Genomic DNA, 18358 nt, shown 5'->3' with positions numbered 1-18358 from the left:
AAGTATGATAAGAATTTAAACAAGGTACCTTCCTACAATGGCCACAAAAAAGCGCTATATCTTCCTACCTATTATCTTAATAGTGGTAGCAATTGTAATTTTTATCTTTATGGGTATGGCGCGAAAACCGCCAGAGCAGCAAGCAAGCGAACGCTTACCCGTACTTGTTGAATATCATTTGGCTGAGCGTAAAGAGGTTCAATTCTCGGTGCCAGCGCAAGGTAATGTGATGCCGCGGCATGCCACGCAAATTACCGCCGAGGTAACCGGCCGTATTGCTTGGGTTTCACCGAAGTTTGTGGCGGGTGGTTTTTTTACCGCAGGCGAACCTTTGTTGCGTATCGATGAATTTGATTATGCCACTGCGCATGAAGAAGCAAAAGCTAACTTAGCACGTGCTCAAGCTTCCTTAGCGGAGGAGCGGGCCCGAGGGCAAGTTGCGGAAGCTGAATGGCGCTCTATTGAAGCTGGGCAAATTCCAGATTTAGGCTTGCGTCGCCCGCAGATAGCTAGTGAGTTAGCCAACTTGCAATCAGCTCAAGCCCGATTGGCGCAGGCAGAACGTAATCTTGAGCGAACTGAAATTAAAGCGCCATTTGCTGGTGTACTGCAGGCTCGTAACGTTAATCTTGGCCAGTATATTTCGGTGAACACAAACGTAGGGACGCTTTTTGGTACGGATTTAGCCGAGGTGCGGATACCACTCTCTGATTTTGATTTGGCACTTGTTGATGTTCCTACTGGCATTCAGCCTGATTATATCGGCCCGGTGGTGCGCTTATTTGCCAACATCGGCGGCAGATCACAAGAATGGATGGGTACGTTGGTGCGCACCGAAGGTGTGGTTGATCCAGATCGGCGGGTTACTTTCGCTGTTGTGCAAGTTGAAGACCCTTACAATAGAATTAGCCAGCAGCACCCAGAACCGCTAACGTTTGGCCGCTTTGTGCAAGCCGAAGTAAAAGGTATCAATGTACCTGAACTTATCGAACTTCCGCGCTATGCCGTAAATAGCAATCAGCAAGTTTGGGTGATTACAGCAGAGCGTACGTTGGAGCAACGGGTAGTAAACGTTTATCGCCGGATCAATGATTCGGTGTATGTGAGCTCTGGTTTAGAAGATGGTGAACGCGTGATGCTCACACAATTACAAACACCATTAAATGGTATGCGGGTGAGAACTTTAGACGACATCGAAGAACCTCGTGTTGAAGCAACGGAAAACGAGGAATAGAACGTGGCTAATGAACCTCAAGTAAGAGAAACCGGCATCATAGCTTGGTTCACCCGCAATCGAGTAGCCGCCAACTTATTAATGATATTAATTATTGTTGCTGGGATTATCTCGGTATTTCAGATCCGCAAGCAAACCTTTCCAACAATTGAACCCAACCTTATTAGCGTTCGCGTTATTTACCCGGGTGCGGCGCCGCAGGAAGTGGAACAAGGCGTAGTGATTCGCATCGAAGATTCAATTGATGAAATTGAGGGTATTAAGCGCATCACGAGCTCTTCCAGAGAGGGTATGGGTACCGTAAGCATTGAAATTGAGAGTGGTTACGATATTCAAGAAGTGATGGACGAAGTGCGCATGGGGGTTGATGGGATATCGAGTTTTCCTGCGCAAATTGAGCCTCCATTGGTATATCGAATTAGGCCTCAGCAATCGATTATTTGGGTGTCTATTTATGGCGATCTTGATGAACGCTTGCGCAAAGATTTAGCTCGTGAAGTTCGCGATGATATTCGTTCACTTCCGGGCATTTCCAACGCTACATTGGTGGGTGCCCGTAACGATGAGATATCCATTGAGATTACCGAAAATGAATTGCGGGAGCACGGGTTAACGTTTCAACAGGTGGTGCAAGCCGTTAGGGGAACCTCAATTGATATTCCAGGGGGAACTATTCGTACGCCCACTGGTGATATCTTGCTGCGGGCAAAAGGCCAAAGTTACACAGGCATTGAGTTTGAAGATATTGTGCTTAAACGGTTTCCTGATGGAACGCGCTTAACCATAGGCGATATCGGAATTGTACGCGATGAATTCGTAGAAACGCGTTCGTTTGCTGAGTTTGATGGCAGCAGAGCCACCTTTGTTCGCGTTAATTCCGTGGGTGAACAAAACGATTTAGCTATCGCAAAAGCAGTAAAAGGTTATATCGATAACAAAGCACCAACTCTGCCTGAAGGAGTAATGTTGGCTCATTGGGGTGATAGCTCATATTACTTGCAAGGCCGCCTCGATTTAATGCTGAAGAACATGTATTTCGGGATTGCGCTGGTGTTTATCGCACTCACCCTGTTCTTGCAATTGCGCTTAGCGTTTTGGGTAATGATTGGTTTACCTGTTTGCTTCCTAGGCGCTTTAGCCATGATGAACCTTGGAGCCTTTAATGTTTCCATTAATATGATTTCATTATTTGGTTTCATATTGGTGCTCGGTATCGTGGTCGATGATGCCATTATTATTGGCGAAAGTGCATATTCCGAAATTGAAGAAAATGGTAAATCGGAAGAAAACGTTATTCGTGGCGCGAAAAAAGTGGCGTTACCGGCTACTTTCGGCGTTCTTACCACGGTAGTAGCGTTTTTACCCATGCTAATGGTGGGCGGCACTATGGCGCCTATTTGGCAATCGATCGCCTACGTGGTGATCTTCTGCTTGTTGTTTTCCTTGATTGAATCAAAGTGGATATTGCCTGCTCATATTAATGGCATGAAATTTTCAAAAAATTCCGAGAGCAAACAAAATGGGTTCCAGCGTTTTCGCAATCGCTTCGCTAATGGGTTGAAAGTGTTTGTAGAAAATCGCTATCGTCCGTTCGCTAACGTATGTGTGAAACACCGCTACACCACGATAGCCAGTTTCATCGCCTTAGCCATTATTATGGGTGGGCTATTATCTGGTGGTTTTGTGCGCTGGGTGTTTTTCCCGAATATACCTAGTGATTTCCTGCAAGCTAACGTAGAAATGCAACCGGGCACTAACGAGGAAGTTACCGCACGCACACTGACTACGATTCGCGATGAGCTTTATCGTATGCACGAAGAATACCAGCGCGAAGAAGGAGAAGATCTGCTCGCTCACGTAAACCTGTTTTTGAATAGTGCAGAACAGGGCACCTTGTTCGTTGAACTTTCAAAAGGAGAACAACGCGAGATTGATGGGTTTAGCGTGATTAACGAATGGCGCGAACGAATTCCGGAGCTTGCAGGGGTAAAGGATTTAAACTTCAGCGGTTCTGCCGGAGGCCCGGGTGGCGGTTACGATATTGAGTTTCAGCTTAGTGGCACTGAATTAAGTGCATTGGCAGCTGCGGCTGGAGAACTGAGAGCGGCTCTGGCGCAATATGGCGGTGTGTTTGATATCTCTGATACTTTTGGCGCACCACGAGAAGAAATACAGTTACGCCTGTTACCGGCGGCCGATGCAGCGGGTATTACCTTACAAGATTTAGCCGGCCAAGTGCGCAACGCATTCTATGGTGCAGAAGCACAACGCTTGCCTCGCAACGATGAAGAGGTTCGCGTAATGGTGCGTTATCCACTTGCTGAGCGGCAATCTATTGGTAATCTTGAGAATATGATGATTCGTGCCGCTGATGGCCGCGAAATCCCATTCCGGGAGCTTGCCACTAACGCGGTAGGTGATGGCTTTAGTACCATTAATCGGGTTAATGGTGTTCGCAGCGTGAACGTTCGTGCTCGAGTAGATAAAGATCGTATTGAGCCCGGCGCCGTTGTAAGAGATATTCAGCAGAATTATTTACCGGATATTTTGCAACATTACCCGCAGGTTCGCTTTGGCTTAGAAGGTGCCAGTTTAGATGAGCGCGAAGCGTTGAGTTCGCTTGCCTTGGGTGCCGTTTTTGCGATGTTTGGTATTTATGCGTTAATGGCGATACCGTTAAAATCGTATACCCAACCACTGATTATTATGTCGGTTATTCCTTTCGGTATTATCGGTGCTATTTTTGGCCATTTTGTTTTGCAAATGCCACTCAGTTTATTGAGCTTGTTCGGTATTATTGCGCTTGCGGGGGTGGTGGTAAACGATAGCTTAATTTTGGTTGATTATGTGAATAACACCAAGGCAAAAGTGAAGAGTTTACAAGAGGCGGTTGTGAATGCCGGTTGCTCGCGCTTCCGAGCGATAGTGCTAACCTCTTTAACCACCTTTATGGGCTTAGCGCCAATAGTTTTAGAGCGCAGCATGCAGGCGAAGTTTGTTATTCCAATGGCGATATCTTTAGCTTTTGGTATTTTGTTCGCCACGGTAATTACGCTGTTGCTAATTCCATGTTTATATATGGTGCTTGATGATATTAAGCGTTTGCTAGGCAAAGGCCACGCAAAGGAATTGGAACTTGCCGAAGTTGAAGAAAACTCTGTAAATAATTAAAAAGCCTGTAGGAATAAATCGAAGGGAATGTGCAAACATTCCCTTCTTTCTTTTTCTAAATCCGCTACACTTGTGCCATTAATGTTTCACCTGAGGGTACGCCATGCCATCAATTCCGCTTATCGATATTGTTGCTTTTCTTTGGTTTCTTTTTGTTTGGATAGGGTATGCAACCTATGCGCGCAAACGTGCAAAAACCTATCATTGCCTTTCTAGTATTCTATGCACCTTACGGGTGGAATGGATGAACGCGGTGGTGCATAAAGAAAACCATATCGCTGATGCGGCACTGGTAGGAAATGTAGAGCGTACGGTTACCTTTTTCGCCTCATCAACCATATTTGTGCTGGCCGGTGTGCTTACCGTAATCGCTTCGAATGATGCGTTTGTAAGGGTGCTTGAACAAATGCCGTTTACTGCAGAACAAAGCCACGGTTTGGTGCTTTTAAAACTTTCGGGTATTGCTGGCATCATGGTGTATGCATTCTTTAAATTCACTTGGGCGGTACGCCAGTTTGGTTTTGTATCTATTTTGCTTGGTATGGCACCTTCGGTTTCCCGGCCTACAGTAGATATCAAAGATCGTGAAGCTTTCTCTTTGAATACTGCAAAGGTGCTCGATCAGGCAGGGCATGAATACAATTATGGGTTACGCGCGTATTACTTTGCCTTGGCCTATTTATCTTGGTTTGCCAGCCCTTGGATATTTATCGTGATGAGCTTGATTGTTATCGCCGTATTGTATCGCCGTGAATACAAATCACATGTGCTGCGTGCTTTGTTGGCTACTCGAGGCTATGAACCGGGGCCAAAGCAAAAGGGCGATATCTAAAAAGCAATTTGCATTGAAAAGAATACAAAAAATGGAGTAGTTGTGATTACTAAGTTTTCTGATCAAAATTTTCTGGCGTTTACCCGTGAAAATGAATGGGGCGCTGATATTAATGTAGAACAACAGCTCGGCAATGGCATAACCATGCAAATTTGGGATAGTGGCGTGATTGTATTCAGCCCTGCGAAGCCAGCCCAAGCTTTTGATTTAGTGCTTTCATGTGCTGTGCACGGCGATGAAACGGCGCCTATTGAAATCTGCGATGAGCTGATTGAATCGATTCGAAGCGGTGAGCTTGGGTTAAACTGCCGGGTATTGTTTTTAATTGCTAACCCAGCGGCCATTAATATTGGCAAACGCTTTGTAGAAGAAAACATGAACCGGTTGTTTAGCGGCGCCCATAGCGAGGGCGAGGGCTTGGTAAATCGCGAGCGGATTCGGGCAAAAGCCATAGAGGGCTATGTGCGCAAATTCTTCACCAGTGCACCTGCAGGTGAGCGGCAGCGTTTGCATTATGATATGCACACCGCCATTCGTGATTCAAAACATGAAAAGTTTGCTGTGTATCCTTTTACCAATGGCGCGCCGTATAAAAAGCAGCAGTTTCAATTATTACAGCAGCTTGATGTGCCAGTTGTATTGTTACACGACGGCCCCACAACAACCTTTTCATACTTCTCAGTGAATGAATTCGCAGCCGATGCCTTTACCTTGGAGCTCGGTAAAGTGAAACCTTTTGGTGAGAACGATATGCAGCGGTTTGCAAAAACCAAGCAGCAGCTTACTCGGTTGCTAACCGAGGGCCCTGCTGTAAATGGTGAGTTTATAGCTGAATCGTTGCGGGTATATAAAGTACTTCGCAGCGTAAACCGTAATTATGAAAACTTCCGCTTACATTTCCCCGATAACGTGGCTAATTTCACAGCGTTTAACAAAGGTGAAATACTCGCAACCGATGGTGATAATCCAGTGCATGCGGAAGTAGATGGCGAAGCGGTTATTTTCCCGAATGCCAAGGTTGCAATTGGCCAGCGGGCGTTATTAACGGTTATTCCAATCCCAGCGCAACAATTACCTCTAGTTTAATCTGGTCAGAGCAGCGAGGGGTCTTATCGCGGGTTCTGCTGTGCGACAATAGCCAGATTAGAGGCATAAGTTCATGCTGTACGCCAGAATGAACAGTTATTTACGGGAACCGATGCAACAAAGTTTGCATCACAGTTAACGTAAAGGTAAAGTTCGCGACAAAGTTTTAACATCTTAGAGAGAGTGCTATGGCTAAGCAAATGGCAAAGGATCCTCAGAAAACCGCAGTGGTTACTGAACTGCAGGTTATCGAGGGTAACGCATTGAATATCCCAATGTATCAGTTGCTGAAAGAAGATGGCAGCGTGCACAAAGGCGCAGAATTACCTGACATCAGTAAAGAACTGGCATTAAAAATGTTCGATACTATGCAATTTATTCGCGTGCTAGACGAACGCATGATTGCTGCTCAGCGGCAGGGCCGCATCAGCTTCTACCTTTCATCTTTAGGTGAAGAAGCGGCAGCAATTGGTTCAGCAGCGGCTTTGAAGTTCGAAGATATGATTATGGGCCAATACCGTGAGCAAGGCTCATTGGCTTTTCGCGGCTTTACCATTGAGCAATTCATGAACCAGTTGTTCTCGAATGCCAAAGATTTAGGTAAAGGCCGGCAGATGCCTGTGCATTACGGTTCTGCAGCACTGAACTTCATGACAATCTCTTCGCCATTAGGAACACAAATTCCGCAAGCGGCAGGTTATGCATTTGGCCAAAAGCAAAGCGGCGATAAAACCTGTACCTTATGTTATTTCGGTGAAGGCGCAGCCTCTGAAGGTGATTTCCACGCCGGTATGAATATGGCAGCAGTGCTAAAAGTGCCAGCAATATTTTTCTGCCGAAACAATGGTTATGCAATTTCTACCCCAGCTGCAGAGCAATTTGCCGGTGATGGTATTGCACCCCGTGCCGTAGGTTATGGCATGAAAGCTATTCGTGTTGATGGCAATGATATCTTTGCGGTATATAAAGCAACTCAAGAAGCCCGCCGTTTAGCCGTTGAAGAAAACGAACCGGTATTAATTGAGGCGATGTCTTACCGCATGGCTGGCCATTCTACTTCAGATGACCCAACGGGCTATCGCTCACGGGAAGAAGAAGAAGCCCGCCGAGTTCGCGAACCAATGATTCGTTTTCGCAACTGGCTTGTGAAGCAAGGCTGGATTACCGAAGAAGAAGCCGATGCTCAGCAAAAAGCGCATAAAGATACTGTGCTTGCGGCATTGAAAGAAGCTGAAAAAGTAGAAGTTCCAAACCTTGATGAAATTATCACCGATGTGTATGCGGAACCTACTGAAGCATTGAAAACTCAGCTTGAAGAATTAAAAGCGCATATTCGTAAATATCCGGATGCTTATCCGAATACCTCAGGAGGCGTGAAATAATGGCTAAAATGAATTTGCTCCAAGCCATCAACAGCGCCCTTGATGTGGCGATGGCGAAAAACGATAAAGTGTCTGTATTTGGTGAAGATGTTGGCCACTTTGGTGGCGTTTTCCGTGCTACTAGCGGCTTACAAGAAAAATATGGCCGCGCACGCTGTTTTAATACCCCATTGGTAGAGCAGGGCATAATTGGCTTTGCCAACGGTTTAGCGGCTCAAGGCAGCTTGCCAGTAGCCGAAATTCAGTTTGGTGATTATATTTTCCCTGCGTTTGATCAAATCGTGAACGAAACAGCGAAATTTCGCTACCGTTCAGGTAATGAATTTAACGTAGGTGGCCTAACCATTCGTACGCCATACGGCGGCGGTATTCACGGTGGCCACTATCATTCGCAATCACCAGAAGCATATTTTGCGCACACACCAGGTTTGAAAATAGTAATGCCTCGTAATCCTTATCAAGCGAAAGGGTTATTGCTGAGCGCTATTTTTGATCCGAACCCAGTAATTTTCATGGAGCCGAAGCGCTTATATCGCGCAGCGGTAGGTGAAGTGCCAGAAGAAGAATACACCTTGCCACTTGGCAAAGCTGAGGTTGTGCAAGAAGGTTCTGATGTAACGGTAATTGGTTGGGGTGCACAGGTTGAAGTAATCGAGCGTGCTGTTGAGCTAGCCAAGAAAGATGGCGTAAGCGTTGAAATTATCGATTTGCGCAGTATTTTACCGTGGGATGTTGATACGGTAGCGAAATCAGTAATGAAAACTGGCCGCGCAGTGGTAAGCCAAGAAGCGCCGCATACAATGGCATTTGGTAGTGAAGTAGCAGCAACGATTCAAGAACGTTGTTTCTTATACCTTGAATCACCAGTAATGCGTGCTTCAGGTATAGATACGCCTTACCCATTAGCGCATGAAAAAGAGTACTTTTCAGATCATCTGAAAACGTATGAAGCCATTAAGCGTTCACTGAATTACTAATAGGAGCTCGCATGAGTACTGATTTCATTTTACCGGATATCGGCGAAGGTATCGTTGAGTGTGAAATCGTTGAATGGCAGGTCCAGGAAGGCGATTCAGTTCAAGAAGATCAAGTAGTGGTTGAGGTAATGACCGATAAAGCCGTGGTAGAAATCCCGGCTAAATTCGATGGTACCGTAACCAAGCTGTATTACGCGAAAGGTGATATCGCTGAAGTAGGTAAACCGTTATTTGCGATTGATTCAGAAGCAGGTGGTGCACCAGCGCAAGCTGAGAGCAAGCCACAGCCTTCGGCACCTGCCGATTCTTCTGCAAAAGAAGTAGCCGCAGCGCCAAAACCAGAGGCGAAGCGCCAGAACAGTTCTCAGGGCCAAGCTTCAACGGATAACGCCAACTTTATTTTACCTGATATCGGTGAGGGCATTGTTGAGTGTGAAATCGTTGAATGGCGAGTAAGCGAAGGCGATACCGTAGAAGAAGACCAAGTTGTGGTTGAAGTTATGACCGATAAAGCTGTGGTTGAGATTCCTGCCAAATCTGATGGCACCGTAAGTAAGTTATTTTACGCCAAAGGCGATATCGCGAAAGTTGGTGAGCCTTTGTTTGCACTAGAAACAGCGGGCAGCGTAGGTAATGATACTGATAGCGGATCGGCAGAAAACGCGAGCGATTCTGCACCAGCCAGCGTTGAATCTACAGCACGTGCTGCTGGTGGTGAATTTGAAGCACCACAGGCAGCAGCCGATGGCAAAGCATTAGCGAGCCCAGCCGTTCGCCGCCGTGCACGGGAAGCCGGTATTGATCTGGTAAACGTACAAGGTTCAGGCAAGAAAGGCCGTATCTTAAAAGAAGATTTAGATAAAGCATCAAAGCAAGCTTCTGGGCTTTCAGAAAGTTCATCTACTGCGGCACAAAGCCATACACCAGCAAGCGCCCAAGTAAGCGGTGGCAAGCGCACAGAGCCAGTTCGTGGCGTGCGTGCAGCAATGGCGCGGCAAATGGCGGAATCGGTACGAACTATTCCACATTTCACCTATGCAGAAGAGTTTGATTTAACTGATTTACGCATCATGCATGCGAAATTAAAGGCTCAATATGCAGAGCAGGGCGTGCGCCTTACGCTAATGCCATTCTTTATCAAGGCAATGAGCTTAGCGTTAAGTGAATTCCCAATTATGAACGCACAAATCAACGATGATGCTACTGAAATTACGTATTTCGACGACCACAACATTGGTATGGCAGTAGCCACCAAAGTTGGCTTAATGGTGCCGAATATTAAGCAAGTGCAGAACAAATCGTTGCTTGAAGTTGCGGAAGAAGTGAATCGGTTAACGGCTTCGGCACGTGATGGCAAAGTTGCTCAGGCGGATATGAAGGGCGGTACAATTACCATCTCAAATATCGGTGTTGTGGGCGGAACCGTTACTACGCCTATCATCAATAAACCAGAAGCGGCTATTGTGGCGCTTGGTAAAGTGCAAACGCTTCCACGTTTCGCAGCTGATGGCAGTGTAGTGGGCCGCGATATGATGGTGGCAAGCTGGTCGGGCGATCACCGCATTATTGATGGTGCAACTATTGCAAACTTCAATAAGCGCTGGCAGCAGTTCCTAGAAGATCCAATGCAAATGCTAACGGTTATGCGCTAAAAGAAGGCGTTGAGTGAAGGCGCTGAGTGAAGGCGCTCAAACATAACGCAAAATTAGTGTGCAAAAAAAAGGGCTTCAATATGAAGCCCTTTTTGTTTTTCGGTAAAACGCGCGAAAACGCTAGCGTTTTGCGGATATTTTTCGCACTAGGTTTGGAAAGAAGCGTTGCAGCGTAGGTGCCAGTTTACTGAGGCCTTTGCCAACAATTACTTCACTACGGTTTTGTTCAATGGCCTTAATAATCGCTGCGGCACACTCTTCTGGGCTGATACCACCGGTGATATCCGGATCTTCTTGATTTAGTTTGCTGCCATCGCCGGTAAGCGCATTGTGGGAAACTTGAGTGCGCACGAAGCCCGGGCAAATGGTGGTAAATTGCACGTTATGCTCTGCCATTTCGGCGCGGGCGCAATCCATAAAACCAATTACACCGAATTTGGCTCCGGAGTAGCCGCTGCGTAGTTTGCTGCCTACTTTGCCGGCCACACTAGCAATGGTAACTACATGGCCTTGTTTGCGGGCTGTCATTTGCGGCAGCACTGCTTTACTTAAGGCAACAACACTGAAGTAATCAATTTCCATGAGCTGGCGATAAACGGTTAAATCGGTTTCGAGTACCGAGCTGCGTTGGGAAACCCCAGCGTTATTAATGAGAATATCGATAGTTTCCTTAGCAACGAGCGCTTGGCTTTGTTCGAAAGCGGCTTCAGGGTTGCTCAAATCGAGCGGGAACACGATGTGTTCGCCGGGCAAGCGCTGAGCCAACTGTTCAAGCTTAGCCACGCTGCGCGCTGTTAAGATTAGTTTTGCGCCTTCGTTCGCTAAAGTTTCTGCGAGCGCAAGGCCAATGCCGGAAGAGGCACCGGTGAGCCATATTGTTTTGCCGTTAATCTTGCTCATGCTTTCTTCTCTCTTGCGTGTTGTTAAGCTTGCGCTTCAGCGGCTTCAGCGGCTTCAGAGGCTTCAGCAGCTTCAATGACTTCGCGTACAGGCCTGAAGCTTTTACGGTGAATAGGGCTGGCACCGTGCTTTTGCAAGGCTTCTAGGTGCGCTGCAGTGCCGTAAGCTTTGTGTTGGGCGAAATTATATTCTGGGTAGCGCTCATGCCATTCTAACATCTGCCGATCACGCTCAACTTTCGCCAAAATTGAAGCAGCGCCAATGCAGGCTTCTTTTAAATCGCCTTTAATAATGGCTTCTGCGGCAATGGCCAATTTTGGTACACGGTTGCCATCGATTAGCGCTTTGTGCGCTGAAATGGGCAATGATTCTATCGCCCGCTTCATTGCCAGCATTGAGGCCTGCAAGATATTAATTTCATCAATTTCATTGGCATCACATTGGGCAATAGCCCACGCTAGCGCTTTTTCTTTGATTTCTAAACTGAGTGCATTGCGCTTCTTTTCGCTGAGCTTTTTTGAATCAGTAATACCTAAAATTGGGTTCTCTGGATCGAGGATTACGGCTGCTGCAACAACTGGCCCTGCAATAGGCCCACGGCCAGCTTCATCGGCACCACAAATATAGAAAACAGGTGTACTCATATTAGCCACATACCTTTTGCACCAGTGCGCGAATTTGCTGTTGAGCCGGAACTATCTCAGCGAGGGTAATGAATTCATCGGGCTGGTGCGCTTGTTGAATGGAACCTGGCCCCATAACAATGGTTTCGCAGCCAAGCGCATCAACAAATGGTGCTTCCGTGCAATAGTTTGCCGGTTCCGCACGGTGGCCACTAATAGCTTCCGCCAGCTTCACTAGAGCCGAATCAGCAGGGCATTCATAGCCTGGAATTGGTTCGTGCATAGCAGTAACTTCTAATGCACCCGGATACATTTGCTGAATGGGCGCTAAATGCGCATGTAGCATTTCATTTAAGGTTTCAATTCGCATACCCGGCAATGGCCGCATATCCATGTGTAACTCACAACAGGCACAAATACGGTTGGCGGCATCGCCGCCGTGAATATGGCCAAAATTAAGCGTTGGATAAGGCACTTCAAAGGCCGGTTGGTGGAATTTATCTTTCAGCTCTTGTTCAAGCTGTTTTAAGTAGCCTAATGCTTCATGCATGATGCTAATAGCGTTTAAGCCAGCAGCAGGCTTTGAACTGTGTCCAGAGCGGCCGGTGATGCGCACACAATCAGTGGTGTGGCCTTTATGCATACGCACTGGCACCATATTGGTAGGCTCGCCAATAACTGCGTATTCCGGTTTTAAATTGGCAAATCGGTGCAGCTCACGAGCACCCGCCATGCTGGTTTCTTCATCGGCGGTAGCAAGTATACGCAATGGCTTTTTCAGTTGGCTAAGATCTAAATCGCGAATCGCTTCAATTACAAAAGCAAAAAAGCCCTTCATATCGGCGCTACCAAGGCCATATAGGCGATTATCTGCCTCGGTTAAGGTAAAGGGATCGCGGGTCCAGCGGCCTTCATCCCAAGGCACGGTATCGGTGTGGCCCGCTAACAACAACCCACTAGCTTCACCATTTTTCGGTTCGGGGCCGATACTTGCCAGTAAGTTGTATTTACCCGCTTGTTTTTCCAGCTCCTGAATTTCAACTTTAAAGCCTAGGCTGGATAACCATAACCCTAATAATTCAATAACTTGGCGGTTACTTATATCCCAGGTGGGCTCTAAACAAGAAACCGAAGGCGCAGCAATTAACTGGCGATACATTTCAATAAAAGATGGCAAAGTAACAGCAGACATTGAAGCTCCTTTCACTTGGAAAGTAATTAAATCAGGAAACAAAATTCGAGTGGAATTATCTTAGCACGCTTATAAAAAAGAAAGGAGCCAAACCCAATGCTGGGTTCAGCTCCTTTTTGTATAACTTAAGCGTTGTGGTTATAAATTACGCAGGGTAGCTATAGCTAGATTGCAACCCAAGTGGTAATCCAATTCCCCAGTAAATCAGCAAGAATGCCGACCAAAGCACTAGTAGCGCAACCGAGTAAGGTAACATTAGCGATACTAATGTGCCGATACCGGTGCCTTTCACATAGCGCTGGCAGTACACCACAACTAATGGGAAGTAGGGCAACAACGGAGTGATAATGTTACTTGCAGAATCACCCACACGGTAGGCCGCCTGAGTTAAATCAGGTGATAAACCAAGTTGCATCAACATCGGTACGAAAATAGGCGCGATAAGCATCCATTTCGCAGAAGCGGAGCCTACGAACAAGTTAATGAAGGCTACCAAGAAAATAATACCCACAAGCGTTACACCGCCAGGTAAGGCCATAGCTTGGAGTAAATTAGCGCCCTTAATCGATAACAGAATACCGAGGTTGGAATCGCCAAACGCCTTGATAAATAGCGCACAGAAGAACGCCATTACCATGTAGTAGGCCATGCCTTCCATTGATTTGGTCATGGCGCTAATCACATCGCGCGATTCTTTAAAGTTACCGCTAACATAACCGTGCACGATACCGGGTACCCAGAACAGCAAGAATATTAGGGGCACAATCGATTGCATCAGTGGTGCATTAAATGAAGCAATAGCAGCGGTTTCCGGGTCTCGTAGTGCTGAGCCTTCAGGTATAGTTACTGCGAAAAGGATAATTACACCTAACAGCATGGTAACTACGGCGCTGTAAAACGCTTTACGATCGCGTGGCGATACTTCTTCGATTTGTGGCATCGCATCAGAATCACCATCGATTTCGGTGCCCTTTAGGCGCGGCTCAATTATTTTATCGGTAAGATACCAACCAACTAACACTACCAGTAAGCAAGAAGCGGCGGTGAAGCCCCAGTTGTTTAATGGGTTAAGCATTACATCAGGGTTATGCATTTGCGCGGCTGTTTGCGTAATGCCTTGGAGTAACGGGTCGATTGCGCTTGGTACAAAGTTGGCACTGAAACCACCCGATACACCGGCGAAAGCTGCGGCGATACCTGCAAGTGGGTGCCTACCTGCGGCATAGAAAATAACCCCGCCTAACGGAATAACCAACACATAACCGGCATCAACCGCAGTATGGCTCACAATAGCCACCAATATCAGCATTGGCGTAAGCATTGCTTTTGGTGTGGTATTTAACAGCAGTTTAATACCTACGTTAATAAAGCCACTGCGCTCGGCAACGCCAATACCCAGCATAGCTACCAGAACCACACCCAATGGCGCAAAATACATAAATGTATTTACCATGGTGGCCAAGAAATTGGCCATTGCAGTAGGAGCAAGCAAGTTGTTTACGGTGATTTCAACGCCAGTACGTGGGTCGATTTCGGTGTAGGTAAACTGTGAAAAAATTAAACTTAAAACCCAAATAATTACCAATAAACCAGCAAACATTACCGCTGGATCTGGAAGTTTATTACCAATTACTTCAACTTTGTTGAGTAAGCGGTTGAGCAGCCCGGTTTGTGTATCCGTAGCTTTATTATCTGCGCTCATAGCGAAGTTCCCCGTGGTTAACCACTGTTATCATTGTTGTTTAGCTTCGATTCGAAAACCGAAATTGATGCGGGCAGAAGCCTGCAAATCTTCGTAGCACTGCGTAAAAACTGTGGTTTTTAAGCAGTAAGATGGTAAAAACCGAATTAGCATACATGGATCACGCCGCTTTCGGTAGTGTTGTGTTGCGTTCTTGTTGCGCTTGATTTATTTGCGCTAAATTGCAAACACGAGCTCGTTTAAAAAATGAAGCGTACACCAAAGCTTGCGCTTGAACGGCCGTATACATCATTAAATTGAACGCCTACTGCCACCTGTGGTGCAGCGTAGAAAAATAATGATGCAACCACACCGTGATCAGCGTTCTGGCCGCTAAAATCAACGTAGCGGTAGCCGATACGAGATTCCCACGCACCGCGCCGATGGTTTATACCAGTATTCAAGGTATAAAAATTATCGCCGCTATTAAAAACGTTTTGGCTTGCGGCTAATCGCCCGGTAGTGGCGGAAACATCAATAGTAGTGCCATCTAGAATAGTGAAGTAACGGCCACCACCTATTTCAGCAATAGTTTGGCTAAAGCGCGTGCCGGCACTATTGCGATTCGTTACCTGCTCATAGTTTCCAATCAAGAAAAATTTATTTTGTAATTCGTATTGGCCATACAAGCTCACGCCACGCATATCGTTCGAATATTCGCTAATGCCGCCAGAAAAATAGCTGTAATTTGGTTGGCTCATACTAGCGGCTTGGGCGCTAAAACTAAGGGTAAATAGAACGGGAACTATTACGAAAGCAGAGAGGGTGCGCGGCAATAATAACTTATTCATTAGCATGATAGAGCTCTTTATTAGATTATCAAAAATGCAAAGGCTGGGCGTTTATTGTGTGGCCAGCATTGCTGGCCGCAAGTAAGCGTGAGGGCTATTAATACGGGCACTTCACTGGCGAACTCAATCCCTAACCTTTAGTGATAGGGCTAAAATACCCTATTTACGGCGAGATATGAATAATTGTCGTGTGTTATCTGCGATCGGTCGCAGGTATTCACGATTCGTTTCGAAATTGTGTACTATGGGCACATACAAAAAGACAACAAAGGAAAGAATGATATGCCAATAGCGAAAACTGAGCTGAGTGCAAAAGCACGCTCACTGCTTCCAAGTGCTTTCAATCCATTTATCTATAAAAAATTATTATTAACGGTAGCGGGTGCATTAGCGCTGCAAAGCCAGGCGGTAATTGCTGTAGATCGCGAAGATGTGCGCGCACATGTGTTGCCCAATGCCATAGTTGCCGTTGCTGATTCAGCGCAAACCGATAGCATTCGCGATAGCTTGGTAAAACCTTGGTTAAACGAATACAGCGAAAGTGGTAGCCCGCTTTCTGGCTTGCAGGCCGAGAGTACCCAGAGTGTGTTGCGCGTGCCGATGCGTGTGGATCGTTTCACCCAAGGTAAAATCAATATTGAAGGTGCGGAAAACGTAACGCTTTATCTGAACGGTGTGCGTGTTTCGGGCACCGGCTCTGAATTTACGCTTAATCTTGAAACTGGCGATCACCATCTTGTTGCTTTAGTTGAGGGTATCGAAGATTGGTCGGCGGTGAACCTTGATTGGCAGGGTACAGCTGAACATGATCAAGTGAATAGCGATTGGCCAAGCGATTGGCGTTTGAGTGCGGCACAGCTTTACGATGCGCCCACGGTGAATGGTGTTGATTTATCAGCCGATGGCCGTTATCTGGTAATGCGCAAAAGTTGGCAGCAAAATGGCGAAGCGCAAAGCGAGCTATTGTTACGTGATTTAGAAGAAAATCGTGTGGTATACCGCTGGAACAATACCAGTGTTGCTAGCTTTGCATGGCACCCGCAAGAACACAAACTTGCCTATATTAGTGATCAGAAAGTACAAGTTCTTGATGTTAATGATTTATCGGTGAAAGAAGCTTCAAGTGCGTTAACAGGCGCCAATGGCTTGCGTTGGTTAACCGATAACACGCTAATTTTCTCTTGGAATAAAACAGCCGAAAGCGAGAGCAGTGTTACTAAACGATATCAAGCGCTAGAAGATCGCTGGAGCTATTTCCGAAATGTTTCACAGCTTTATACTTTGGCACTTGATACTGGCGTTATCGCGCAAATTACCGAAGGCGGAAGCGGCCACAGCTTGCTTGATGTGCATAGTAGTGGCGAGCGTATTTTAGTGAGCACGCGCAAGGTAGATTATGCGGCGCCACCACATTTTGCGGTAGAAGCCTTTGAACTTAATTTAGTAACCAATGAGCGCCGCGATTTAGGCACGCACCGCACTTTTAACCAAGCGTTGTATCAAGGCGATACTATTTACGTTACGGCAGGCCCTGAGTTTATGGAAGGCGCAGGCCGAGCGGCTAACCTTAGCGATGACATGCTATCGAACAATTATGATGGCCAACTTTATCAACTTGCCGCAGATAACTCAGTGCGGGCACTAAGCCGTGAATTTAATCCGGCTATTGGTGGCGTAATGGCGCTCGGTAATGGCGATTTATTATTGCGCGTTACCGATCGTGATGCTACCCAGCTTTACCGTTACGATACTCGTAACAACCGCTATATTAAGGTTAGTGCAGGTGTTGAAGTAGTTGATCAGGTAACCGCTAGCCAACATTCGTTCCCGCGTATTGTTATTGGTGGCACCAGTGCTACTGAGCCGCAGAAATTGGTGAGCTTAGATCTACAGGAAGGCCGTTTACGTGAGTTATGGAACAGCGCCGAAGCCTACGCGCACAATGATCTTAACGCGGTAAAAGAGTGGAACTTCACCAATAAGCATGGTGATGAAATTGCGGGCCGCGTTTATTATCCACACAACTTTGATGAAAACAAAAACTACCCAGCACTTGTGTATTACTACGGTGGTACAACGCCTGTGCAACGTGGGTTTACTGGCCGCTACCCATTTAACTTGTGGGCAAATAAAGGGTATGTGGTGTATGTGCTACAACCAACCGGCGCTACTGGGTTTGGGCAAGAGTTTTCGGCCCGGCATGTGAACGCATGGGGTGAATATACTGCTGAAGATATTATTCAAGGTACCGAAGAGTTCCTCGCGGCTCATTCATTTGTAGATGCTGATCGGGTAGGGCACATGGGGGCTTCGTATGGTGGCTTTATGACTATGTTATTAGCAACCATGACAGATTTATATTCAGCCTCGATGTCGCATGCGGGTATCTCGAATATTACCTCATACTGGGGCCAAGGCTGGTGGGGCTTTTTGTATTCCGGTGAAGCAAGCAAAGGCAGTTTCCCGTGGAACAACGCCGAACTATATACTCAGCAAAGCCCAGTATTTCATGCTGATAAGGTAACTGCACCAATGTTACTTATTCACGGTGATGCTGATACTAACGTGCCTCCAGGGGAAAGCCATAACATGTATACCGCACTTAAATTGCTTGATAAAGAAGTAGAGCTGGTGGAATACAAAGGCCAAGATCACCATATTATGGGTCGTGAAGCGCGGCTAAATTGGTGGGCAACCTATATGGCTTGGTTCGATAAGCAGTTGAAGGGCGAACCTGAGTGGTGGAACCATTTATACCCTGAAGCTGAATAACGAGA

The 18358-nt window shown here is 46.5% G+C and carries 13 protein-coding genes; 8 read left to right on the top strand and 5 right to left on the bottom strand.

The features are described 5' to 3' along the window. Positions 1–37: 37 nt before the first annotated feature. From A28LD_RS10445 to A28LD_RS10415, 7 genes are all read left to right on the top strand, one after another. Complete coding sequence (locus A28LD_RS10445) at positions 38–1234, top strand: efflux RND transporter periplasmic adaptor subunit (RefSeq protein WP_007421051.1); 1197 nt, start codon at positions 38–40, stop codon at positions 1232–1234. 3 nt (positions 1235–1237) lie between these two features. Then, on the top strand, positions 1238–4405 hold the full coding sequence (locus tag A28LD_RS10440) for an efflux RND transporter permease subunit (protein WP_007421050.1): 3168 nt from the start codon (positions 1238–1240) through the stop codon (positions 4403–4405). A gap of 103 nt (positions 4406–4508) precedes the next feature. Further along, positions 4509–5237, top strand: coding sequence for a DUF599 domain-containing protein (locus A28LD_RS10435; protein WP_007421049.1), 729 nt, complete (start codon positions 4509–4511; stop codon positions 5235–5237). Between the two features lie 42 nt (positions 5238–5279). Next, entirely contained in the window at positions 5280–6323 is a 1044-nt protein-coding gene (gene astE / locus A28LD_RS10430) for a succinylglutamate desuccinylase (protein ID WP_007421048.1), read from the top strand. 188 nt (positions 6324–6511) lie between these two features. Continuing rightward, complete coding sequence (locus A28LD_RS10425) at positions 6512–7705, top strand: thiamine pyrophosphate-dependent dehydrogenase E1 component subunit alpha (RefSeq protein ID WP_007421047.1); 1194 nt, start codon at positions 6512–6514, stop codon at positions 7703–7705. Next, entirely contained in the window at positions 7705–8682 is a 978-nt protein-coding gene (locus A28LD_RS10420; protein WP_007421046.1) for an alpha-ketoacid dehydrogenase subunit beta, read from the top strand. The genes A28LD_RS10425 and A28LD_RS10420 overlap by 1 nt, the downstream gene beginning before the upstream one ends. Positions 8683–8693: 11 nt before the next feature. After that, positions 8694–10334, top strand: a complete 1641-nt coding sequence (locus A28LD_RS10415) for a dihydrolipoyllysine-residue acetyltransferase (protein ID WP_007421045.1) — start codon at positions 8694–8696, stop codon at positions 10332–10334. Between the two features lie 120 nt (positions 10335–10454). Here the strand turns inward: A28LD_RS10415 and A28LD_RS10410 are convergent, their stop codons facing one another. The 5 genes from A28LD_RS10410 to A28LD_RS10390 form a co-directional block, all read right to left on the bottom strand. Beyond that, on the bottom strand, positions 10455–11234 hold the full coding sequence (locus A28LD_RS10410) for an SDR family oxidoreductase (RefSeq protein WP_007421044.1): 780 nt from the start codon (positions 11232–11234) through the stop codon (positions 10455–10457). A 23-nt stretch (positions 11235–11257) separates the two neighbouring features. Next, positions 11258–11878 (bottom strand): ribonuclease HII, encoded by a 621-nt coding sequence (gene rnhB, locus A28LD_RS10405; protein ID WP_007421043.1) that lies wholly within the window; start codon positions 11876–11878, stop codon positions 11258–11260. A gap of 1 nt (position 11879) precedes the next feature. Next, positions 11880–13049 (bottom strand): acetylornithine deacetylase, encoded by a 1170-nt coding sequence (gene argE, locus A28LD_RS10400; RefSeq protein ID WP_007421042.1) that lies wholly within the window; start codon positions 13047–13049, stop codon positions 11880–11882. A gap of 145 nt (positions 13050–13194) precedes the next feature. Further along, a complete protein-coding gene (locus A28LD_RS10395; RefSeq protein ID WP_007421041.1) occupies positions 13195–14751 on the bottom strand; it encodes an AbgT family transporter in 1557 nt (518 codons plus the stop codon). A gap of 239 nt (positions 14752–14990) precedes the next feature. Beyond that, positions 14991–15491: a hypothetical protein gene (locus tag A28LD_RS10390; protein ID WP_139043581.1), complete on the bottom strand. Its 501-nt coding sequence runs from the start codon at positions 15489–15491 to the stop codon at positions 14991–14993. 372 nt (positions 15492–15863) lie between these two features. Between A28LD_RS10390 and A28LD_RS10385 the strand changes: the two genes are divergently transcribed. Further along, complete coding sequence (locus A28LD_RS10385; RefSeq protein ID WP_007421039.1) at positions 15864–18353, top strand: alpha/beta hydrolase family protein; 2490 nt, start codon at positions 15864–15866, stop codon at positions 18351–18353. Positions 18354–18358: the final 5 nt, after the last annotated feature.

Source organism: Idiomarina sp. A28L (genome assembly GCF_000218785.1).
Classification (GTDB): Bacteria; Pseudomonadota; Gammaproteobacteria; order Enterobacterales; family Alteromonadaceae; genus Aliidiomarina.
Note: the sequence above shows the minus strand (reverse complement) of the source record. Positions and strands in the feature narration are given on the sequence as shown.